This is a genomic window from Paenibacillus sp. FSL H8-0457 (assembly GCF_038051935.1).
GTDB lineage: Bacteria > Bacillota > Bacilli > Paenibacillales > Paenibacillaceae > Paenibacillus_AQ > Paenibacillus_AQ lautus_A.
This window is the reverse complement of record NZ_CP150293.1, coordinates 383557-406898: the sequence shown is the minus strand read 5'-3', so window position 1 is coordinate 406898 and position 23342 is coordinate 383557. Positions and strand designations below refer to the sequence as shown.

General features: G+C 54.7%; 12 protein-coding genes. 2 read left to right on the top strand and 10 right to left on the bottom strand.

All coding sequences use genetic code 11. The annotated features are described in order from the left end of the window. Nucleotides 1-31 precede the first annotated feature (31 nt). The 6 genes from MHI43_RS01815 to MHI43_RS01790 form a co-directional block, all read right to left on the bottom strand. On the bottom strand, nucleotides 32-2455 hold the full coding sequence (locus MHI43_RS01815; protein ID WP_036664815.1) for an alpha-L-rhamnosidase N-terminal domain-containing protein: 2424 nt from the start codon (nucleotides 2453-2455) through the stop codon (nucleotides 32-34). Next, nucleotides 2455-4599 (bottom strand): alpha-L-rhamnosidase C-terminal domain-containing protein, encoded by a 2145-nt coding sequence (locus MHI43_RS01810; protein WP_036664816.1) that lies wholly within the window; start codon nucleotides 4597-4599, stop codon nucleotides 2455-2457. Before MHI43_RS01810 ends, MHI43_RS01815 begins: the two co-directional genes overlap by 1 nt. Nucleotides 4600-4626: 27 nt before the next feature. Then, the gene (locus MHI43_RS01805; protein ID WP_036664817.1) at nucleotides 4627-5457 is read right to left on the bottom strand and encodes a carbohydrate ABC transporter permease; all 831 of its coding nucleotides are present in this window, start codon (nucleotides 5455-5457) and stop codon (nucleotides 4627-4629) included. A gap of 12 nt (nucleotides 5458-5469) precedes the next feature. Continuing rightward, nucleotides 5470-7380: an ABC transporter permease subunit gene (locus tag MHI43_RS01800; protein ID WP_235201872.1), complete on the bottom strand. Its 1911-nt coding sequence runs from the start codon at nucleotides 7378-7380 to the stop codon at nucleotides 5470-5472. Between the two features lie 101 nt (nucleotides 7381-7481). Beyond that, entirely contained in the window at nucleotides 7482-9152 is a 1671-nt protein-coding gene (locus tag MHI43_RS01795) for an ABC transporter substrate-binding protein (RefSeq protein WP_036664819.1), read from the bottom strand. Nucleotides 9153-9310: 158 nt separating this feature from the next. Further along, on the bottom strand, nucleotides 9311-10324 hold the full coding sequence (locus MHI43_RS01790; protein ID WP_036664820.1) for a LacI family DNA-binding transcriptional regulator: 1014 nt from the start codon (nucleotides 10322-10324) through the stop codon (nucleotides 9311-9313). A gap of 442 nt (nucleotides 10325-10766) precedes the next feature. On the opposite strand from MHI43_RS01790, the gene MHI43_RS01785 reads away from it, so the two are divergent. Further along, the gene (locus MHI43_RS01785; RefSeq protein WP_036664821.1) at nucleotides 10767-12683 is read left to right on the top strand and encodes a beta-N-acetylhexosaminidase; all 1917 of its coding nucleotides are present in this window, start codon (nucleotides 10767-10769) and stop codon (nucleotides 12681-12683) included. Nucleotides 12684-12801: 118 nt separating this feature from the next. On the opposite strand, the gene MHI43_RS01780 is transcribed toward MHI43_RS01785, so the two are convergent. Beyond that, on the bottom strand, nucleotides 12802-14121 hold the full coding sequence (locus tag MHI43_RS01780) for a sulfatase-like hydrolase/transferase (RefSeq protein WP_036664822.1): 1320 nt from the start codon (nucleotides 14119-14121) through the stop codon (nucleotides 12802-12804). 155 nt (nucleotides 14122-14276) lie between these two features. Here MHI43_RS01780 and MHI43_RS01775 point away from each other — a divergent pair, with 155 nt between their 5' ends. Continuing rightward, nucleotides 14277-15152, top strand: a complete 876-nt coding sequence (locus tag MHI43_RS01775) for an AraC family transcriptional regulator (protein WP_012818564.1) — start codon at nucleotides 14277-14279, stop codon at nucleotides 15150-15152. Nucleotides 15153-15290: 138 nt separating this feature from the next. Here the strand turns inward: MHI43_RS01775 and MHI43_RS01770 are convergent, their stop codons facing one another. From MHI43_RS01770 to MHI43_RS01760, 3 genes are all read right to left on the bottom strand, one after another. Beyond that, the gene (locus tag MHI43_RS01770) at nucleotides 15291-16208 is read right to left on the bottom strand and encodes a hypothetical protein (RefSeq protein WP_235201864.1); all 918 of its coding nucleotides are present in this window, start codon (nucleotides 16206-16208) and stop codon (nucleotides 15291-15293) included. 68 nt (nucleotides 16209-16276) lie between these two features. Beyond that, on the bottom strand, nucleotides 16277-16765 hold the full coding sequence (locus MHI43_RS01765; protein WP_012818562.1) for a sigma-70 family RNA polymerase sigma factor: 489 nt from the start codon (nucleotides 16763-16765) through the stop codon (nucleotides 16277-16279). A 346-nt stretch (nucleotides 16766-17111) separates the two neighbouring features. Then, nucleotides 17112-23318, bottom strand: coding sequence for a 5'-nucleotidase C-terminal domain-containing protein (locus MHI43_RS01760; RefSeq protein WP_341283216.1), 6207 nt, complete (start codon nucleotides 23316-23318; stop codon nucleotides 17112-17114). Nucleotides 23319-23342: the final 24 nt, after the last annotated feature.

The window sequence follows — 23342 nt, the reverse complement described above, 5'->3', positions numbered from 1 at the left end:
GAATATTCGCTCAGCACCAAGCCGGTATGCCTTAATCTCTGATTTTCAGCACAAGCTCTGTCCCGTCGATTGCTTTCACGGTAATTCCCTTCGGAATCGTCAGCTCGTATTTCAGGCTTCCTCCTCCCTTCTCTCCCTCTTCCCTCTTCCAGCTTGCTTCCATCATGCCAAAGCGCGTCGGCACAGCGCCTTCCGCCCAATCGAGATCACCGGCATGCGGGGCAAGATATACCTCCTGCTCGCCGAGTCTGCTTAAATCAAGGCCCAACACGGATTGCGTCAAAATATAACTCGGCGATGCGCCCCAGCCGTGACTAAAGCTCACGGGAATATGATCAACTAAATAAGTTGGCGTATTGCCTTGATAAGCGCTCGGCACGGTACAGGCCGGCGTTGATGGATCATACGTCTCCCACCAGGTGGTCGCTCCCCGGTCCAGCATGCCGCCCCAATAGCTTCTAATGATCTCCAAAGCGCGGTCTACGCGTCCTTTGCTCATCAGCGTCTCCAGAACCACATGATAGAAAAAAGCGCCTTTTAACGGCGGCAGCTTTCCGCCGTCGTACCATTCGTCCAGGAAGCGGTCCTCTTCCGCCGGGTCCATCAGGCCCGACCATATCGCCGCAAAGTTGGTCTGAGCCGTGATCTGCTTCGATAATCCGTCCGATCCGATGCAATCCGCAAACACGATCTCGCCAGGGGGCCGCATCCGCTCCCTTATGGCAGCGCGAAGCCGGACCGCCTGGTCTTTCCACTGCCCTGCCAGCTCGTCGCGTCCGGTCTCTTGCGCCAGCTCCGCCGCCAACCCGAGCGCCTTGTAATAGAAGCAGGAGACGGCCGTCACCCGGTCGCGTCGATCGATGTAATCGGCCCAGTCGATAAAGCACCACCAGCCAGGCCGGTCGGCGCCGGCAAACAGGCCATCCCGATCCTCCTGCAGCGCGAACCACGCCATCAACCGTGTAATGGCCGGCCAGATTTCTTCCAGGAAACCGCGGTCCTTCGTATACCGCCAGTGGGAATGCACGCCGAACAACCAATGCGCGCAGAAATCGGGCAGCAGAAACGAGTTTCGTTCCGGGCCGGTACCGGGTATGGAGCCGTCGTCGTTCTGAATCCGCGCCCCTTGCAAGAGACATTTGCGCAGCAGCCGATCATCGCCGAACGCGTGGTAGATGACTTTGCCCATGACCACGGCATCGGCTACCCAGAGCGCCTTCTCGCGAAGCGGACAATCCTCCAGATGGTCCTGGCTGTTCACCAGCGTCGTATACGCCCCGACCTCCCAAATCCGGTTCAGACGCTCATCGCTGCAGCGAAAAAAGCCGGATTCGTCAAACGGATAGTGGACGGATTCGACGCCGAAGCGCGATATCGTCAGCGCGGCCGGCGTCGCCTGTGCCGTAACCTGAAGGAAACGGAAAGCCCGGCGGCCAAAGGGCTTCAGCCGATTTCGCCCCTTGAGCAGGATGAAAGTGTCATACAACTGCAGCTCAAGCGATTCTCCGTACGACAGCTGGATCACGCCGCCCTCGGGTGCGTCCAGCTCCAGCTCGGGATACCCCACGATTTCGCTAGCAAAGTCATACACAACACCCGGCAGCGAGCCGGGCGTGCTAGCATCGAGCGTCCAGTCTGCTGTACCTGCCGCTAACCCGCCTGGATCTCTTTCTGTTCCCGCTGAGTCCTCTTGCAAGCCAATAACTTCTTGACCCGAAGGGGCATGCTCCGGCGAACCGAACGCTTCCGTGCTGCCTAAGCGATTCCGCAGCATGCCCGACTCCCCCAGGCTGACGCCGAAATTGGCCTCGGTCCGCACGATCGCTGCCGGACTAACCCATTCCCTGTGCAGCGGAGGAATCTCCCGCGGAAGCAGTCGCGGCCATGGCGAATCCGGATCCATTGCTTTGGCGATAACCACCGCCCCGCTCCAGGAGGAATCGTCGTAGGCGGATTCCTCCCATCCGTCCTCCTGCTGCGCGAGATAAACTTCGCGGAATCCGTTCCACTGATGCTGGCGCGACACCTGGGCCATCCATCTTGGCGATCGCCGGACCTTCCAATCCGCATCCGTGGCGGCCACGCAGAACACTCCGTTCTCGCTCTCGATCTCAAGCTCGGCAATCAATCCCCCCGGCCCTTGCATCTGGCCTGTCACGATATCGGTCGAACCGAAATTGTAGGCGACGATGGCCAGCACATTCCTACCTTTCGGAAGCAGCGGGGTCACATCGATCTCGTCGTAATATTTCCACTGCTGGTCGGCAGGTGAAGGGCCCCTCCCGACCACGGTACCATTGACATAGAGCAAGTACTCCTGGTTGGCTGACACGTACAATCGGCCCGCCATCGGCGCTTCCTGCAAGTCGAAGCTCCTTCTCGCTTCCAGATACACGTTGGCCGTATTCGGGGGGAAATCTCCCCAAATCCAGCTCGCTTGCCAGTGATCTTTCATCATGCCCTCCCTGCCAGCTCGGCTTCCCCGATGCGAGCTGATTTGATCATGCGGCCATGCTCAAGCTTCCATTCCACCTTAATCAAGCCCCTGGGACTTGGAATCACGCCCCGTGCGGCCGTGAGCCCTCCGATCGCATGAGGCTCGAAAGCGATGCGGGCATATCCGGGCTCAAGCGCGCGAATCCCCAGGACATACCTGGCAATCCAGACCACCGGCGTGCTCGACCAGCTGTGGCACAAACTCATCCGGTAGGAATCGTACGCGGTATACGTGGTCAGGGCATGGTGAATATCGCTGCTCGGCGTCAGCCTGATCCCCTCCCAGAAAGTGGTTGCTCCTGCATCCAGCATCGTTCCCCAGACCGTAGCGATAACCGCCCACGCCCGTTCGTGCATGCCGTACTCCGAATAGCATTCCGCCAGCCAGTAAGCGGACAATGGCGTGAGCGGGTCCCCCAGCCGATAGTCGAGGAGAAATTTGCGTGCGCTGTCTTCTCCCACATACCCGCTCTTAATGCCGATGACAGAAGTGAGCAGCGCGTACGATGGCCCGATGAACTGCTCCTCCTTAAGCTCCGCTTGCGGTTCATCCCAATGCAGCCCGAGCTCCGGCATGTAATCCGCCAGCTGTTTCATTTGGCTCTTCGTCATGCCATAAATCGCGTTCAGGCACGCCCACGATTCAGACGTCCCCATGGGCGACCATTCGATAAAGGAATGTGCCTCTCTGGCATCCGGCATGAAAATCCCGCTGCACGGATCCGCATTCGCCTTCACCCAAGCGATATGCCGCTGCAGATCCTCCCGGATTTCCCATACGAATTCGCGGTCTCCCGTCTCGAAGTAGTAATCCCATATGCTGCTGAGCCACCACAGCGTATAGGAGGGGAGATTGTTCATCCAATAGCCGTAAGGGGTCCGCCCCAGCTCCCGGAGCGACCGCTTCAATACCGAATAATCGTCCCAGAGCGAGTATTCGGTTTTGGCGGCCAGGTAAATATCGTAAGCCCAATTCAGGCGATCCCGCTTGATGCCGTCCCACAATCCGATTTGATGGCAGACCCGGCTGGTATGCACCGACACGTCATAGATGCGCTGCATAAGGTCGTTGTCCGTCTGCAGCTGCCCCGCCTGGTTCAGCGCAGCACCGGCAGCCTCCAATCGGAGCTCGATATGGAATGTTCCTCCATCGTCCCCGCTTACGTAAATTTGCACGTACCGCATGCCCTGGGGATTCGTTGCCGACAGGCTCCCCGGCGGAATCGCCAACCACTCGGTCATGCATCCGTCATAATGCCGCAGCTCCTGCAAGGATTCAGCGCCATTCCACAGCAAACCGATCTCGGAATCGCCGTGGTTGGTCACCTGCATCCGCACATTGAGCTCATGGGGCAATTCCAGCAGCAGCTCCGGCATCCGGCTCAAATCCAGCCCTTTCTGCTGAGTCCTGCGTTCCTTCCATTCGCCCTGCTTCAGAAGATGATAAAAAATATGCCGTTCATTCCGGGACTCCACTTCGCCTAGGACGATTCGCCCTCCGGCTGTTCCATTCATCTGAATTACACCATCTATGCCGCTGACCGCTTCCACTCCGGATGCGGACATGACTCTTATGCCTTGAACAGGCTCGACCACGATATCGCCGTATCCTCCGGCAATAAACCAAGGAGGCGCATGATCCAGGTCTCCGAAAGGCTCCTCGCCCCAAACGCATACCACCTCCGCCGGGCCGTCCCCGGCCTCCCAGGTATCATCCGTTGCCAGCCATAAGCCTTCGCTTCCGCTCAAGTAGGCGATGCATCCCACCGAGCGGTCATGCAGATGCATATTGATGGGATGCATCGGCATCGGCTCCGTATTTCGGAGCTCGATTCGGAGCGTATAGGCTCCAGGCTCCAAACCGCCGGGGAGCCCCTCTACCGGATAAAATGCGGACGTGTGCCTGGCATGCTCCGGAAAATGGCCGATCACGGCATCGTTCAGCCTGATCTCGGCTTCTCCCGTACAGGCGATTCTCATCTCTAGCTGCTCAACCGCGGCATGCAGGACAAAGGTTTTTTCCAGTACGACATGCCGCCGGCCCTCACGTTCCCTGTGCCAGATCCAGCTGGGTATCTTCTCCGCTTGTCTGTGTATATTCATCCATCTCTCTCCATTTGGTCCGTCGTTTTATATTTTTAAAGCTCCTTGCGTAACGCCCTGAATGTAATACTTCATCCCGAAGCTGAACAGCAGCACCAGCGGAATCGCCGAAATGATGTACGCCGCGAATTCCACGCCCATGTTGGAGATGCCGAACTGGTTCGTGAATTGCGTAAGCCCGACGCCAATCATCTGGATGCTGTTCGATTTAATGGTCAAAAGCGGCCAGATGTAATCGTTATAGATCCCGACGGACTGCATGATCATCAAGGTCATGAGGACGGGAACGGACAGAGGCAGCACCATTCTCGTGAACACCACGAACTCTCCCGCACCGTCGATTTTGGCGGCATCAAACAGCTCGTTGGAAATGCCCGCCATGAAGCTCCTGCACAGAAAGGTGCCGAAAATCTGGCCGCCCGCGGCCGCGCTGATAATGATGACCCACGGCGTATTCACCAGCCCCAGATTCGCATACAGCACGTAAGAAGGGATAAGCGTCATGACGCCCGGTATCATCATGATGGCCAGCATCAGCATGAACAGCACCTCCTTGCCGAGAAAGTCCTTCTTGGCAAAGGTATAGCCCGCAACGGCGGACAGGGCCACGACCAGCGTGCCGCCCACCGCCGCATAGAGCACCGTATTCAAGGTATACCGCCAGATCGCCGCGAAGGCTTCCGCATAATTCGCGGTCTGCGCCGGGATGGGCAGCGTCCAGATGCCGCCCAGAATCTGCGCGTTATTTTTGAGGGATGAAATCAAGGTGAAAGCGATGGGGGCGAGGGTCAACGCAACAAAAACGATAAGCAGCACATAAAGCCCCGACTGATGAACGAGTCTAGCCTTAGCATTCATGCCGTTTCCCTCCTAATCCGTATTGGTTTTGATGAATTTCATATTGATGACCGTAATCACCATGATGATGGCGAACATGCTGACGCCAAGCGCCGACGCATAGCCCAGGTCATTGAATTTCGTTGCGGCAAAATACATCTGCAGCGCCGGCACATAGGTCGAGTCGGCAGGCCCCCCGCCGGTCACGATCAGGATGGAGCCGAAGTCCTGAATGATGCCGATCAGCGCGAGCACGATCAGCAGCTTGAATTGTCCCGCCAGCAGCGGCAGGTGAATCGCCCGGATAATGCGGAAGGATTTGGCGCCGTCGATTCTCGCCGCTTCGATCACTTCTTCCGGAATGGCAATCAGCCCCGAGTACATCACCAGCAGCTGCAGGATGCCGACGAACGGGAAGCCCATCATTATGATGGCCCACAGCGCCGTATTCGGGTCACCCAGCCAAGGATGGCTTAGCGAGCCGAGTCCGATCATGCGCAGCAGCTGGTTCACAAGGCCGATGTTCGGATCGTACATGTCCTGCCAGACCAGCAGCATGCCAACGGATGGAATGACCATGGAAATGACGAAAAACGTGCGGAATACATACTGGGACCTTTTGCTTCTCAGATGATAGATCAGCTCCGCCACGATCAGCGGCGGAATGAGCGCCTTGAACAATCCGGTGGCGATGAGGATGAGCAGATTGCCCACGCCTTTGGTGACGTACGGATCGTTCGCCATGCGCCTGAAATTGTCCAGCCCGATAAACTCGCTTCTTGCCCCGGGATTCCAGTCGTACAAAGAATGAATCAAGCCGGAGAACGCCGGGATATACAGAAATATGATAAGGAGCGTAAAGCTGGGGAGCAGCATGGCATACGCCAGTTTGCTCTTCCACAACCGGTGAAGAATGTAAGGTTTTTTGCGCCATAACCAGAAAAATAACAGGGCCGTCAACAGAACGAATACGATCACGGCCGCTACCTGTACCACGGTTTTGACCATCGCCGCCTGTTTGCCTTGCTCCAGCACGGCCCCGACTTCATATTGGAAGACGGCTCCTTTATCCGAGCCTGCGAAGAGCCGCGTGCCGTCTTTGCTGAACCGGATTTGCTGGCCGGCTCCGGCCTCCTTCGTGCTCCACAACAAATCGCCGTCTTGATTGGCCACGTAATAATTGCCCGAGTAATCCGCTACCCCGATAAACTCCCCGTCATGGGTGACATGAACGGAGGTCACTTTATCCTTGGTCAACAATTCGCCAAGCCTGCTGCCCTCCGCCGAATAGAAGACCGCTTTATTGCTGGACGTTCCGACCACCATCGTTCCGTTATCCGCAACGGAAGCATGAAGAATGTCGCCCTCCAGCGGCGTCTGGAATTGCAGCTCGCCGGCAGGATTGAACAAATAGGCATACTGGTTCGCGGCTCCGGCTGCCAGCCATTGCCCGTTCGGGGATACCGCGGCGCTCTTCACCGCGATGCCGATCGGAATTTCACGCAGCGTTTGTCCTTGTTCGTCCAGCACATGCACCAAACTTTCGTTATGCAGCGTCACGATAGCCAGCTTGCCGTCGGGCGTTGCCGACAGATTCTTGATCATTTTCTTAAAATCCCGCTTCCACAGCTCCTTGCCGTCAGCACTCAGCATATAAAGATGCCGGTCATCGGAAGTGACGAGCATGCGGCCGTCATTCAGGAGGGCGACACCGGTCACGACGTTGTTTGCCATGAATTCGAATCGCTGGGTGCCGTCACGCTGAAGAAGAATGGCACTCGCATTCTGCGTACCGACCGCCACCAGCTCGCCGTTTTCCGATATGGACAAGGCTTTGATCGTAAGGCCCTGCTCCATCGTCCAGATCGGCTCAGAGGCATGGATCGGCTGGGCATATAGAAATAGCAGCAGCGAAGCCAGCAGGCAGGAATATATTGTTCTCATCACCTTCGTGTTCACACTCCCTTCCATGCCAAGTGAACCCGCAGAACTCCACCGATGAAGGCGAAGTCCTGCACCTTACAGTTATTTACAGCCTTCTAATGCTACTGTCTGACAGGCGGCTGACGCTCCGGATTCTCGATATCGGAGAGTTCTTTTTTGCGTTCCTTGAGCATGGCTTCGAATTTGGCGTCAATATCCGCCTGGTACTGCTTCAGCAGCTGATCCACATCGATTTCATCGTTGAAGTATTTGGAGATCAGACCGATATAGCTTTGCACGGACGGCTGATAGTCATGGAGACCGCGGGCCAACACGTTGCCCGGGCTGTTCAGCCCTTCCGTATTCCCGATCGCGTCAAACGATTCGAACGTCTTCTTCATTTCTTCCGGCAGCTCGATGTCGTTAAGCAGCGGCGCGCCGTTCAAGGAGGCGTCTTTGGAATTCTGGATAGCTTCCAGGTACACTTTATATCCTTCCGGGCTGGTCAAATACATCATGAAATCCACGTTCAGGGCGGTTTGCTCCGCATTCTTCTTCACGAAGCCGTAGAAGCCGGTGTAGATGTGAATCGTTCTCGCCGGAGCCTGGACCAGCTCCCCTTCCATGGAAGGCATGTTGAAGAATCCGAAGTCGAAGGATTTCACGCCACCGCTCTCTCCCGTTTTTTCCGCATCGGCAAAATCCTTCGGAAGCTGCCAGTAGGAGGACGGAAGCGCGACCATGGTTGCGGCCTTGCCTGTCAGGAAGAGCTTGTAGGCCTGCTCCTCGGACATGCCCATGAAACCGTCCGGAGCGTAACCGAACAAGGTTTTCAGATTTGTCATGACTTCGCGCCACGCCGGATTGCCCTCGACTTTATACGGGCCGACTTTGTTTTTGATCGCCTGGTACATCCGCAGCTCGTTCGTCGATACTTTGGAACGGGAATCGTTGTACGGGTCGCTCAGGTCGAACTTCCAGTTATCGTCGATGTTTGGCATGTACGTATAATCTTCCGGCTTTGATTTGATCAGCTCCACGTAATCGCGGAAGTACTGGTCCGGATAAATGCGCATGAGCCAGCCCGCCTGACCGCTCCACAGGGAGAGCGCGTTGCCGCCGATCGTGAACGGGATATAACCCGCCGCCTTCAGTTTGTCGTAGGTCGCGATGAGTTCATCGAACGTTTTAGGGGTATCGGTAATCCCCGCTTTCTCGAACATCTCTTTGTTGTACATCCAGAGGATTTGAACCGATTCAAAGTTAAGCGCTTGCAAAGTTTGCAGGTTAGGGTCATCCAGATTGACGCCCATGCCGTCCAGGTTGAAGCTTTCCTTCCAGAGCTTTCCGGTGTAGGGATTCTCCGTCTCCAGCCAAGGCTTGAAGTCCACGAATTTCTGGTCTTCGTTCAGGTCGCTGTTTTCATTCGTGTTCACAAAATCGGCCTCCGGCTCTCCGGCGGCAAACTGAGCCTGCAGCCATTCGCGGTAGCCCTCGGCCGGCTTGATATCCACGACGACCTTCACGTCCGGATGCTTAGCCATGTAAGCGTCGGCTACCTTGCCCCAAACCTCGGCTGAGGCACCGCGCAAGGATATTTGGATCGTGCCGCTTTTTGGTTTTTCCGTATCTTCTCCGGCTGGTTCGGCTGGTGTTTTGTTATCCGTTGGGGTAGGCTGTTCGGATGGTGACGGGCTGGCGGTATTGGGTCCGCTGCTGGTACAGCCCGCTGCGATGATGATCATTAGTGAGGAAATCAAAATGAGGCTTACGATTTTTCTAAAATGGATCATGACGTTCACTCCCCTAAGCGTTTAATGAATTCGCTTACATTTATGTGAAGTCTTAGATGTCTAAATTGGACCCGCATCACTCCCTTCAAGGATAACAGGGTACAAAAACGTTTTTGCACCCTTCAAAAAAAAGAATCGTCCAACGAAACTATCCGTTTTCAGGTCGATTCTCTTTCAATGACGGTACACGGCAAAACGATCGTCTGAATATCGTCAAAACGAATTTCGCCGTCAATCAGCTGCATTAACAGCTTCGCTGCTTCCAGGCCCATCTGCCGCATCGGCAGCTCGATCGATGTAATGGATGGCCGGGCCAACTGGGACACGGCTGTGTTATCGAATCCGATCACCGCCAGGTCATCCGGCACCTTGTAACCCAGCTCCTGAGCCTTCTCGACGACGCGGGAAGCGATCACGTCGCGTCCGGCGATGATGGCGGTAGGACGCTCGGCTCCGTTCAGCAGCTTCTCCGTTTCCGTATACCCGCTGTCTTCTTCGAAGGAACCGATCTCAACCAACCGCTCGTCGAATCCGTCGCCTAATTCCTCCATGGCCTGGCGGTAGCCGTTATACCGGTCCAGCGAGGCATCCACTTCCAGCGAGCATGGGGTGATGAGCGCAATCCGGCGATGACCCTTGCCGATCAGATATTTAACGGCTTCATAGGCGCCTTGCTCGTTATCCGCATTGACGCTGTGACACACGCCGGGCATCGTCGGCCTCCCGAGCAGGACAAACGGAAACCGGTTCTTGATCAGCTCCCCATACGGCTGGTTAATGGCCGCCCCCATCAGGATCAGTCCATCCGCCGATTGCTTGCGGTAGACGTCCAGCAGGTGATCCGCCAATTTATTCGTACTCGGCTTCTGAAAGGACAGCAGCAAATCGTAATTGTTGTCTCCCGTCGCCTCCCCAAGCCCCTTGACGACGTCGAGGAGAATGGTATTCTCCAAACCGTCCACCGTATCCTCGACCACCAGGCCGATGTTGTTCGTCTTCTTCGTAACCAATCCGCGCGCGGATTGGTTCGGCCGGTAATTCAGCTTCTCGATTGCATCGAATATCCGCTTCTTGGTCGCTTCCGCTACATGCGCGGAGCCATTGACCGCAAACGACACGGTACAAACCGCTACGCCGGCCTCACGGGCGACGTCTTTTATGGTTGCTGCCATCATGATCATCCTTATCCAAAATTATAGGGGAACATTTAATTAGACTATAAACGCGGTGTTGCAAACAATATTTGCAGAGTACAAACCACTTATGTAAACGCTATCAGATCTTAGCCGATTACGGCGCTATCGCGTTGAGGAAAGAATCACCGAATGACGCAATGATTGATGTCCTCATGATGCAAAACGTTTTTGCAAAAACGATTTGTATATAAAATACACCGGGTTATCGGCAGTGTCAATCCTGTTTTTTGTTCTTTTTTTATCTATTTCGTAAATGAATAGCTCATCCACGAACCGCTGTACGTTTGAAGTAGGTCGTGATAACTCCTCTATCTTCGCAAACAAAAGATTGATTTCCAGCGGCGATTCCCATAACATTAAACATTATAATGATATAATGTTTAATGTTCGCAAAATCATGGATACAGGGGGATTTCATATGAAATTTCGTTTCGAGGGCGCTGTTACGGATGTCATGCCAGGCATTGAGCTGCTGCTGGATGAGCTTGGCGTCGAACTTTTGGAAAACGGCATCCCCGTTGAGGTAGCCTTGTCCGATGGCGATCTGGAGGTCGGCAGGGACCGAGACCACGCCTATATTCGTTACGGACGAAAACATCAATTTTTCCGGGGACTCGGCTTGCTGGTTCAACATAGCCGCCAAAGCGATTCGTTCCACCTTCACGAACGCCAGCAATTTGACCAAATCGGCCCGATGTTCGACCTGTCCCGCAACGCCGTGCTGACCGTGGACAGCTTTAAGCTCATGCTGAATAAAATGGCCCTGATGGGCATGAACAGCGTGATGCTGTACATGGAGGACATCTACCAGATCGAAGGCGAGCCGTATTTCGGTTATATGCGCGGTCGCTACACGCAGGCGGAGCTGAAAGAGATGGACGATTATGCCGATCAATTCGGCATCGAGGCTTTTCCAAGCATCCAAACCTTGGCGCACCTGGAGGAGTTTCTGAAGTGGGAGCCCATCAAGCATTACCGCGATACGAAGGGTGCCCTGCTCGTCGGCAGCGAGCAGACCGATTCCCTGATCGAACGGATGATCGAGGCTGCCAGCGCTCCGTTCCGCAGCAACAAGATTCATATCGGGATGGACGAAGCGGAGGAGCTCGGACGTGGTAAATATTTGGATCACAACGGTTATGTGAGCCGTTTCGACATTATGATCGCCCATCTGGACAAAGTCCTGGCTGCCGTCCGCAAGCGCGGCCTGAAGCCGATGATGTGGAGCGACATGTTCCTGAAGCTCGCTGCCGGCGGAGGCGGCGATGCGGCGTATTACGACAAGGACACCTCGATTCCGGAGGATATGGCCCGCCGCATCCCGAAGGATGTGGACATGGTGTACTGGGATTACACCCACATGGAGCCGGCGGACTATGAGCAGCTGATCGCCAATCACCGCCCGCTGGGCTGCAACCTCGTGTTTGCCGGAGCCGTCTGGATCTTTAACACATTCGGCGTCAACTACGGGTTGTCCCTGAACGCATCGAATGTTGCGCTTCAAGTGTGCAAGCAGGAAGGAATCCGCGAGGTATACGCCACGATGTGGGGCGACGACGGCAACGAAGGAAATCCGTTCGCGGCGCTGCTCGGTCTGCAGCTTTATGCCGAGCATGCCTACTCGAAACAGGAGCCTTCCCCGGCTCAGTTGGCGGAACGGGTGAAATTCTGTACGGGCATCGACATGGAGGCGTTCCTCCTGCTGAAGGATCTGGACGAGATTCCCGGCCAGGAGCCAAACAACGCCAAGCAGAGCAACCCGTCGAAATTTTTGCTGTATCAGGATGTGCTCCTCGGGATGTTCGACAAACAGATCGAAGGCCTGGACCTCTCGAACCACTATGCCGAGCTGGAGCAAAACCTGCGGGCGAAGCGCGATAGCACGGCCGAGCTGGACTATCTGTTCGAAATGCCGGAGAAGCTGAGCGCCGTCCTCAAACGCAAGAGCGAAATCGGCATTCTGCTGAAGCAAGCCTATGATGCCAAGGACGTCGATACCTTAAGGCATATGGCCAAGAACGTGCTCCCTGCCATCTCCAAAGCCGTGCAAGAGCTGCGCATTGCCCATCGCACGCAGTGGCATCGGATGTTCAAACCCTTCGGCTGGGAGGTCATCGATATCCGCTATGGCGGCGTCATCACCCGCCTGGACACTGCATCGTTCCGCATTCTGGAATACGTGGAGGGACGGACGGCACGGATCGAGGAGCTTGAGCAGGAACGGCTGGTGTTCAGCACGACCAACCGCGACAACCACAAGGGCGTCGGCTGGTGCAGCCATTATTACCGCATGGCTTCGCCGAACGTGTTCTACCATGTGCTGAATCCTTTTTAAGGGTTCCGGCTGTCGGATTCTGCTGATACCCTGTCATCAACACATAAAAAAAAGCCCCGGTTGCCGGGGCTTTTTTTGCATTTATCGCTGAGGCTTAGGCGATATGCTCTATTCACGCTCAGGATCCGTGCCGCTGCACTTCCTCATACCAGTCTCGCACATCCCGGCTAAGCCGTTCCACGATCTCCGGGTAACGGTCCGCCAGGTTGGAGCGCTCCCCGGGATCCCTGGACAGATCGGACAGGTGAATCTGATCCGGAACCACGCGGTCAAAATCGAGTTTTCCGTTCAGCACCAGCTTCCAATCCCCTTCCCGGACAGCCAGTTGTCCTTGATATTCCCAGAACAATTGCTTATGCGGCGACGGCTCGCGCATTTGCAGCATCTCCTTCAGGCTGCTTCCGTCCAGCGCAACGCCTTGAAGCGGTCCTGCCGCCGGATCGACGCCGGCCAGATCCAAAAAGGTCGGTGCGAGGTCCATCATAGCCGCCACCTCATCTCGCACTTGCCCGCCTTCCCATCCGTTCGGCCAGCTCAATATGGCAGGTTCGCGGATTCCGCCCTCGAACAGGCTTGCTTTATGCCCCCGGAAAATCCCCGCGCTTCCCCCGTAATACACGTCCTCCGTCCCATCCAGCCAGTTCCGGCTCTCGGAGGACGGTCCGTTATCGCTGGAGAAGAATATGACCGTATCCTCATAACAGCCGGCTTCCTTCAGTGCCTTTACGATCTTCCCGACGCCGTCGTCCACCGCGGCAATCATGGCGGCCATGACCTGCCGATCCCAAGGCAAATGCGCAAACCGGTCCATGTATTCCTGCGGGGCATGCATCGGGTAATGCGGCGCATTGTACGACGCAAACAAGAAGAACGGAGCCTCCTGCTCCCGCGACCGCTGAATGAAATCTACCGATCGTTCCGTGATCAGCTCGGTCATGTACCGGCCGTTCTCCCAAACCTCCGTTTCGTTCTCCCATAGGTCATGCAGGGGGTTGACGCCATGGGCTTGGCCCCAATAAAAAATGTGCGAGTAAAAATCGACGCAGCCTGCCTTGAATCCGAAAAACTCATCAAATCCATGCGCATTCGGGCTGGTTTCCTCGGACAAGCCCAGATGCCATTTTCCATACAGTGCCGTCCTGTACCCGGCAGGCTTGAGCGCCTTGGCCAACGTCACCTCGTCGGCAGGCAGTCCATGCGAACCGCGCTTCGCCCCAAGAATCTCGCCGACTCCCGCTCGGGCCGGGTACTTGCCCGTCAATAATGAGGCTCGTGACGGAGAGCAGACCGGGGAATTCGAATACCAATTCGTAAAACGAATGCCTTCATCAGCCAACCCGTCCAGATGCGGGGTTTTCACGGTGTCCGAACCGTAGCATCCAAGATCCCCATAGCCTAAGTCATCGCAATAAATCACGATAAAATTCGGTTGCTTCATATCTCCATTCACCTCTACTATGCTCGACTTGTTCCTCATCATCGTACCTTTTGGCCGACGAATACGGAATGCTCCATCCTTGCAAATGTTATACAATATGTTGCATCATAGCAGTAACAAAAAAGAAATGATCGCTATAGGTAGAAGGAGGACACATGAGTTTAACAGTGAATCAGCGGCCATCCCGAGAAGAATACTTTAACAACCCGGCTCACTTTGAGACACAACTGGGATTATGGATATTCAAATCCGGATCCCACCCCTTTTTCACCGAAAAAGTCGGTCCCCGGTCCGTCGAATTTTACAGTATACATTTCGTTGCCAGCGGCAAGGTGCGGTTCGGATGGGACGGCAGCAGCGTCTCCCTCTCGGAAGGCGACCTCTTCTGCCTCTTCCCCGGCTCGGTCTATACGTATGTCAAGGACTGCGACGAGCCGTCTACCATGATCACCTGGACGGCCTTTATGGGCGAGTTGATGCCGTCCATATTGAACCATGTCGATTTATGTCCGGAACGGCCTTATCGACGAAATGCCTTCAGGGACGATGCCTTGGCTGTCATCAAGGACATTCAGCGATTGCTCCGGCAGCCCCAGCAGGACCATAGCCTTCAGCTGATGTCGCTGGGATTCCAGTTGATCCACAGCATCGATCCCAACCGGGACCAGCACCTCCCCGCTGCTTCGGCTGCTTCGGACTGGCTCGAGTCCGTCCCCGGATATATGGGGCTTCATTGCACGGAGAACCTGTCCGTGGAGGAGCTTGCCGCCTGGGCCGGCGTGCATCGCAGTCACTTCACCCGCGCGTTTACCCGCCGATACGGCATCTCTCCGTCCCGCTACATGCAGCAGTTGATCATGGAGAAAGCGACCCGCCTGTTATCCGCCGAGGGAACCAGCATCACGCAGACCGCTTTATCCCTGGGCTATTCGGATTTGTTTACGTTCTCCCGCGCCTTTACCCGGTATTTCGGAATGACGCCGAGCGCATTCGTGAAAGCGAACCGCCCATCATCGAGAACAAGCGAATAACAAGGAACCGCCATACGATAAACGATAAAGGGATCGCCGTTATCGACCCTACAGCAACGAAAAGAGGCTATCCGATTAGGGATAGCCTCTGGTCTTTTTACATTACCTATTTTTCGTGGCTACAAACGGCAGGACAACCTACTCCTCCATCAGCTCCCAGAGCGTGGTGAATGCCGCGCCTTCCAAATGAAAGAACACAGGCGCATTGGCATATCGCACATATTGGCCGCCTTTGAACAGTCTTAACTGGACTTCCGTCCCGTCCTGCAGCTGGATATACAGAAATTTCTGCTCGCTAGGCCCGGTCTCGTAGATCCCTTGCTCAAACAGAGGCTCTGCCGCTATCGGCTTCGCTTCATATAAAGCGTCAACGAAGGCTTGCACCTCCGCATCGGCGGAAAGCTCGCGCAGTTTGTTCTCGCCCATGTTCCAGCTATCGAAATCCTGCCATTTGACCGAAGTCATGTTCCCCATCAGATTCAGCTTGCCGATGATATCCTCGCCCTTGGCCACCGTAATCCCGTTCAAATGCTCATACAATTCGGCGTAGACTTCCCCGTCGTGCTCCATGTAGGACATGATTCTAAAATCGGCGTCATATCCCTTAACCGTGAATATATCCATTTCGCCGATCGTCGAAGCAAGCTCCGTATAATCATCGGAGGAGCTCCATTCCGTAATCCCCGACTTTGACCGTCCGAGCTTGTCGCCCCGCAGCTGCTTGGCGATTTCCGGCGTGATTTGCGTACCGGTTTGGGTGTAGATATTGCCCTGGTATACAACCAAACCGATCATGTCGGCTTTGACGTTGCTCTCGCCCGGAAGTTCGATTTTCGGAATGGTTATTGGATCGTGACCAACCTTCGCGGTCGGCGGGGTATTCGCCCCAGTCCCTTGTTGAACCACCGGGATATCGCTGACCGCTGGCTCGTTCTCAAGATTCAATACCAGCGAAGTCACTACCACCAGCCCCAGCATAATGGCCGCGGTGACGCCGGCGACCCCCATTCGGCTCATTCTTGTCGTTTGACGCTGATTTTGTTTCATTCCTTTCATAATTCGCTCCTCCAATCCCTTATCAGGTTCTATTCGATCTATCAATGATTTGTAGTCATTCCGATTCATCAATCGTCCTCTCCTTCCAAGTCCATGCGCAGCAGCTTCCTGCCGCGCTGAAGACGCATCTTGACCGCAGACTCGTTAATCTGCAAAATCCCGGCGATTTCCTTAACGGAATAATCCTCGTAATAAAACAGATGGATGACCGACTTATACTTGAACGGCAAACTCATGACGTGGTCCATCAGCGTCCGTTCCGACGGTTCGACAAAATAATCGTTCATATGCTCCATCTTGGTTACCCGCTTGCGCCACAGGCTCCCTTGCATGTTCTTGCAGTGGTTCGTAATCACCCGAATGAGCCAAGCTTTCTTATGCTCCTGGTCCCTGAAGTCAGGCGCTTTATATATCAATTTAATGAACGTCTCCTGAATGGCTTCTTCGACATCCTGTTTGTTCCCAAGATACACCATTGCTATTTTAAAAAGCATATCGCCATATAATTCATAGGTTTCCGTAATATCTCCGCCCGGCCGGAGCGAATCGATCTGCATCGCCTTTAGACCTCCTTTTACCCTTAACACAGTTATGGACGCGGATCGGTCACATTTTGTTTTTAAGTTTTTCGGATTAAAAAAAAGAGGGTGTCCCAATAGATATGGCTATCTCCTTTTTCTGTTAGGAGAAGCTCCGTGTGCGACCCATTTACGAAAGAAGCGGTGCAACGAAAGTAAAAAACAAGAAATGGCGGTGCAAGGATCGCCTCCTTAGCACCGCCATTTCTATTTTCCATTTTGTTGATCGATAGAGTGTTCTTTAGCAGATTTGCTGTTGGACGTTCCCTTCTCGTTTATAACCAAGAGGCTAACCCAAAATGCATCCAGCCGCTATAGAACCCGTTTATTTTACGTACGTCAAATCCTGCATCAAACGATGGAGCACAGCGGCGCTTTCGCCGCGGGTGGCATTCGATTTAGGATGGAAGCGCTGCTTCGGATCTCCGTTCAGAATATCAAGTGCCGCCAATTCATACACCGCTGCCTGAGACCAAGCTCCGATCGCGGACGCATCGGCAAAATGAGCTTTTGCCGCGTCGACGGGGTTGTATCCGGCATACTCCAGCGCGTTGTAGGCCATTACAGCCATCTCTTCGCGCGTGATCGTCCGATTCGGCTTAAAAGTGCCGTCCGTGTAGCCGTTAATGATATCGGCATCGACGGCTGCCTGGATCGCTCCCGCGTACCAGTCGGATGAAGCCACGTCCTGGAAGCTGCCTGACGCAGCGTCTGCAGAAAGTCCCAATGCCCGGACGACAAGCGCTGCGAACTCGGCCCGAGTGACTGGAGCGTTCGGAACAAAGGTCTGCTCCGTGCGCCCGGTTACGATCATTTGGGCTGCAAGCGATTCAACGTCACCCTTCGACCAGTGGGACGCGATGTCCTGGAACGTTACCGGGTTCTGCAACACCAGATACGTGCTGTTCGTGCGGCTATAAATATCGATACGTTGGCCGTTCACCTTGAATGGTACTGGCGTGTATTCGCCGTTTCCATCCACTCGAACGACCGCAATGTCTGTCAACGCATGCGATTTGTCGACATTCAGGGACCGTTTCACATACGTTTGGAACGAATCCAGCGTGAAAGTCTTGCCACTGCCGGACTTCACCGTCACGGTGTAGCTCACGGCTTGCAGCGCTTTATATCCTTTAGACGCTGCTGATTTAAGGGCATCCGCATCGATAGCAAGCTGAATGACCAATTGAAGGCTGTTCATGTCTGGGCCGGCTTGGGCTGCCAGCGCTTGAAGATCGATCTCCGCCTTCGGAAGCTCATAGCTTCCGTAAGGCGTCGCTACCACCAGCACCTGCGCGTTTGTTTGATCAAGCCACGCACGCAGCGCTTCATTCTCGATGGTGACGGATGAAGAAGAGATGGACTGCGTGCTTGTTACCTCTACGGTAACTTTTCCGCCAACAGGCTGTTTCAGGGCTTCCTTCATGGCCGCTCCGGTCACGCTGCCTGCCGCCGCGCCGTTCTCCACCTTAACCGGCACCTTGATCTTGCCTGGTTCCGCCGGCGGCGTTGTGCCAGGATTCGATGGATTTACGGGAGGCGTCGTCGGCCCTGGAGTTCCTGGAGTTCCAGGGTTCCCCGGACCAGGCTCTCCCGGACCACCGGGAAGCGGCGCTCCCTTCAAGTCCGAAATCCGTCCTTCGACAGCGGAGGTCTTGGCCGTGATGGTGCCTACCTTTTTCACATAGTTCGAGAACACCTCATAGTCAGGCTTATAAAGCAGGTTCACGCGCCCTTCCAGATACGCCTTCTCGAGCGAAGCATAGAAATCGCCGCCCTTAGCGGTAAATGCGTTCGTCGCTACTTCATACGATTTATTCATGTCGATCGGCTCATATCCGTTCTTGCCTTTCACCTCGATACGCAGGACGCGTGATCCAACCGGCTTGGTCGAATCATAATAGAACCTCATGCCCGCGATATGCGGGAAGCGCCCGTCCTGAGCCGGGGTTTTGGAAACCCCGTTCTCCATGGCTTCTTTAATCTCAGCGCCCGTTAACGTGATCGTGACGAGATCATTGTTAAACGGAAGCACCGTCATGACGTCACCCATCGTGATTTTGCCTGCTTCAATCGATTCGCGGATGCCGCCGCCGTTCTGCAGGGCGATGACCGCATTCGTTCCGGCGGCTTGCGCCGCATCCAGCATGCCATCGGCAATCAGATTGCCGAGATTCGTTTCCTTCGTGCGGACATCGGCGCGGACGCCGTTCAGCTTCACTTCTGTCGTGCCCACCTCCGTTTGTTTCAATTCCTCCACGCCCGGCTTATATTTGGTGTTCAGAATTTGCAAGGCTTCGGGATCCGGCTGAATGACATACTGCTCATTGCTATCTTTCTCGTCAACGGAAATGAGGCTGCTGTTCCACTCCTGCAGAACCCCCTCGTCGTCAAATACGACCTCCAGCTGGCCTAAGAATTGACCTTTTTCACCTGTCTGGACAATCAGCTTCGGTTCGCTGTCCGAACGGTCCACGACCGCCAGATCCAGCTTGGTATGACTGTGACCGCCCACGATGATGTCGATGCCCTCGACTTCCTTCGCAAGGTTGACATCCACGTCATAACCGAGGTGCGACAGTACGACGATTTTGTTGATACCTTCATTCTTGAGCATCGCTACGGTATCTTTTGCCTTTTGCACCGCATTCTCAAAGGTTACGTCTCCAGGCGAAGCGATGTTCGCCGTGTCTTCGGTTGTCAGTCCGATGAGGCCAACCTGCTCCCCGTCTACCTCCATGATGATGGCCGGATAGATGGTTGCATCCTTGGCATCCCGGGTTACCTCATTTTTGAATTTCTGGGTCAATAAAGCATCGGCCGAAAAATTCACGTTCGAGGAAACAAACGGGAATTCCGCATGCTCGATGAAATCGTTCAGCACCTCGGAGCCTTTATCGAACTCATGGTTACCGAAGGTCATGGCATCATATTGAACCAAATTCATGAACTCCAGATCGGCGAGTCCCAAATATTGATTAAAATACAGCGTGCCTGAGAATACGTCTCCCGCATCCACGAGCAGAGGATTGACCACATTCGCTTTGGCTTCCTTGATCGCCGTAACCCGGCGCGCAATATTATCCGGCGAGCTTACGGTGTCCAGATTGGCATGCGTGTCATTGGTATGCAAAATCGTCAGCGGGAAGCCGTCCACGGCTTCTTCCTTCAGGTCGATCTGGGCGACGACCGGATCATGATCCGATACGCGGCCCTTGGAGGCCGGGAAATCGGCGTTCAGATGCACGATATCGACTTGCGTAGAACGGGTCAGGTTCTTGCTGACCAGAATATGATCCAGCACCTGCGAGTTTCCGTCATACGTGTACGTGTACTGCTCCTTAAGCGGAAGCGTCTCGATCAGGTTGTCTAATTCGTTGCCCTTTAAAATGTTCGCCGTCTCGGTAAATTGGAAATCATTCAAATCCCCCAGCACGACGATGTTAGCATCAGGATTAGCAGACACCACGTCTTTCACGAAACCGTTCACGACCGCTGCGATCTGATGGCGCTGGGTTTCGCTGGAGAGAACCGGCGGCTGGGTATTGCCGAATGGCCCTTGATCTCCGGATTTCGAGTTAAAATGATTCGCGATGACGATCACTTTTTCCCCTTGGAATTCGAACTGTGCTGCCAGCGGCTTGCGCGATGCGTTGAATGCCGCATTCTGCGGATCAATTCGGCCCGGATTCAAGGTTAACTGATCCTTCGCCGCATCATACGCCACGGATTCCGTCGGGGATCCCTTCTTGCCCTGAACGCTGTCCGATAACTGGATGCGATCCGCGTTGTAGAGGAAACCGACCCGAATGTTGGCTCCCGGCGCTCCCCCGTCGTTATTATTCTCTGGTTCAATGTCGGTAAAGCTATAGGTTGGTCCGCCGGCTGCCTTGATGGCGTTAATCAAGGTCTGGTAGCTTTGATCGGCCGCGGTGGTTCCGTTGTTCTGCTCTCCGTTATTATCCTGTACTTCCACAAGGCCGATAATATCCGGAGACTTGATGTTGTTTACGATCGACTCCGCAAGCTTGTTGATTTTGGCAGAGCTTACGCCCGGGTAGAAATTTTCAATATTATACGTCGCTACTCTGAGCTGTTCGGCATTCACGTCAATAGTAGATACCTCTTGCTTAAAAGAACTGCTGTCGATTGGAGGCAAGCTGTTTTTGGCAGGGATCACCTTGAAGTTCCCGCCGTTATACCCGATCACGCCGATCACATCATCGGCAAACGTATCGCCTGTGCTCACTTCTTGACCCGGATTGCCGTAAGCAATCAAGAGACGCTGCGGGTTGAAATTGCCGTTCTCTTTCAGGACCAGCCCGCCCGCTGGCGTAATGACATCGGCGACATCATTGTCGACCCGGGTCGCAATGTTGTAGGTGCCGCCGCTTGTCCAATACGGACTAATGATCGTTGGCTGCGGAAGTCTGACCAGCATGCCCTCCAGCGACTCATAGAAGTCGATGGCATCTTCGTCCGGATCGAACGTGGTCATGCCGTCATTATCGATAATGGCGTCAGGAATCGGGCGCCCGCCTTTACCTAAGGTAACAGGGTCCGGCAGTTGTTGACCCTGACCCAGATTCTTGAACGATTGCAGCTCGATTTGAGTGGAAGTCAGGTTGCTGGAGCTTCCCTCGTTATACTCGGCCACTTTACCTGTTACGCTTACCAGATCTCCGATTTGAGGCCGGTTTGGATCCGTGGAATACACGAAAATGGCGTCCGAGGTATTCGGATTGGAATCCGGCTTCGGATCCTGGATATAGAATCCCTTAATGCTGCCGTTAGAGAACGTATAACCGTACTGGGTTACAACGCCTTCAATATCGGTTACCGTCTGTCCGTTATACGGCGAAGCATGGTCCTCGCCTTGGATATCCGCAATACGCGGCTGCTGAGTGGCCTTGTAAGCAAATTCGTATACCTTGCTCACATCCGCACCCGAGACGACGATCGCCTTGATGGTCGTGTCACGGTCAATCTGTATCGGTGCGCTGTACAGTGTGCTTGCAGCCGTAGGAACCGATCCATCGAGCGTATAATAGATGCTTGCGCCTTGCGTAGGGCTGGACAGCGTCACCGTTCCCCCGGTAATGATCGGTCCGGCACCCGGACTTGCGATTACGGAGAACATCTCTTCGATTAAGGCATCCTCGCCTAACGGTATCAGCTCATAGATGTTTCCGAACTGCTTGACCACGCCCGTGATGCGGCTGAAGGTTTTCACCGTCTTCAGCTTGGACAATCCGGAATAGATGATGAATTCATGCCCGCCTTGCTCGGCTGTGTATTCCCCAGGTCTATTCTCGGACTTGATGGTGACATCATTCAGGGAGACTAATCTTGCCTCATAATTCTCCCCTGCAGCCGCAGATAGATCTGCTCCGGTGATTTGGAGAGCCTGCGGCACTCCGACTTGGTTCCCCGTTACGTCGTGCGGCAGCAAGGCATGCGGTTTGATCTCCTGAAGATTGTTGTAAATCTCCATCACGCCGGCCACGCTCACCCGGTCGCCAACGCTGGCATTAAGCGGGTAATCATAGAGCACAATACCGGCCGTGTCATCTTGAATGTAGGTCTCTCTGCCTTCAATATGCGTAATGACGCCTTCCGTCCAGACATGCTCGCCTTTTGCCTTGCTGCGGGCATCAGCGACGGACGTCTGCGTTAATATATCATATTGGAACGAGGAGACCGGCCCATCCGGCTGGCCATCCTGGGCTGCATAGGCTTCCACCCGCGTAGGCTCGTTAAGGATGACCGGGCCGTTGACGAGTTGGTAGCCGGACCCGTTACCGCCGGACCGATATACATCCGCATAAACGGAAGCGCCCACCGTAGGCGGATTCAGCGTAATCTCCGTTCCGGCTGGCCAGGCATTAGGCTCCGGATTAGCCGTTACCGCTCCAAGGCCAGAGCCAGGCGTGACCGGCGTAACGGGACTCGCACTGTTCCGGGGATCCGGGGTTATAACGATAAAATCGGCCGCATTGTTATCCGTGTCAAGGCCGCGATCCTTTTGACCAAAGGTCAATTCCTTGCGAATCGCTGCCGTGCTGTTGGATAGAGCTGCGGTCGGACTCGTTTCATACTCTGAAGCGGACCCATAGCCAATGAGATCGATGCGATCGCCAGCGGTGTTCACCAGATCTACTTTGCCATTGGAGCCGCTCAGGTTCAATGCTCCTGCAGCATCAGCTGTCGGCAAAGAAGCACCTACCGAGCCGCTGCTCTGTAGTTGAATCAAATAATAGGCATATGGTTCTATGATGCCAGTTAAAGAGGCCGTGTTGTTAAAAGTGCCTGTTGCGCTCGCATAACGCACCTTCCAGCCTGTCAGGTCGACCGGACTGCTGGTCGGATTGAACAATTCGATAAAATCATGAGTAAAAGATGCCCCGCTATTCCCGCCCCCACCGTACACTTGGCTGATCACAACCTGATCATGCCGTGGAGAAGCCTCCGCCACCTTCACGGGGCTGAAAGGAACGATGATACTCAGAAGCATCACGATAGCCAAAAGCATGCTTAACGGCCTTTGGCACCTATG

Bases quoted from the DNA above. Each gene is read 5' to 3' on its own strand.
- MHI43_RS01795 (WP_036664819.1), bottom strand. From the start codon at position 9,152: ATGATCCATTTTAGAAAAATCGTAAGCCTCATTTTGATTTCCTCACTA.
- MHI43_RS01760 (WP_341283216.1), bottom strand. From the start codon at position 23,318: ATGCTTTTGGCTATCGTGATGCTTCTGAGTATCATCGTTCCTTTCAGC.
- MHI43_RS01815 (WP_036664815.1), bottom strand. From the start codon at position 2,455: ATGAAAGATCACTGGCAAGCGAGCTGGATTTGGGGAGATTTCCCCCCG.
- MHI43_RS01805 (WP_036664817.1), bottom strand. From the start codon at position 5,457: ATGAATGCTAAGGCTAGACTCGTTCATCAGTCGGGGCTTTATGTGCTG.
- MHI43_RS01785 (WP_036664821.1), top strand. From the start codon at position 10,767: ATGAAATTTCGTTTCGAGGGCGCTGTTACGGATGTCATGCCAGGCATT.
- MHI43_RS01810 (WP_036664816.1), bottom strand. From the start codon at position 4,599: ATGAATATACACAGACAAGCGGAGAAGATACCCAGCTGGATCTGGCAC.
- MHI43_RS01775 (WP_012818564.1), top strand. From the start codon at position 14,277: ATGAGTTTAACAGTGAATCAGCGGCCATCCCGAGAAGAATACTTTAAC.
- MHI43_RS01765 (WP_012818562.1), bottom strand. From the start codon at position 16,765: ATGCAGATCGATTCGCTCCGGCCGGGCGGAGATATTACGGAAACCTAT.
- MHI43_RS01780 (WP_036664822.1), bottom strand. From the start codon at position 14,121: ATGAAGCAACCGAATTTTATCGTGATTTATTGCGATGACTTAGGCTAT.
- MHI43_RS01800 (WP_235201872.1), bottom strand. From the start codon at position 7,380: ATGAGAACAATATATTCCTGCCTGCTGGCTTCGCTGCTGCTATTTCTA.
- MHI43_RS01790 (WP_036664820.1), bottom strand. From the start codon at position 10,324: ATGGCAGCAACCATAAAAGACGTCGCCCGTGAGGCCGGCGTAGCGGTT.
- MHI43_RS01770 (WP_235201864.1), bottom strand. From the start codon at position 16,208: ATGAAAGGAATGAAACAAAATCAGCGTCAAACGACAAGAATGAGCCGA.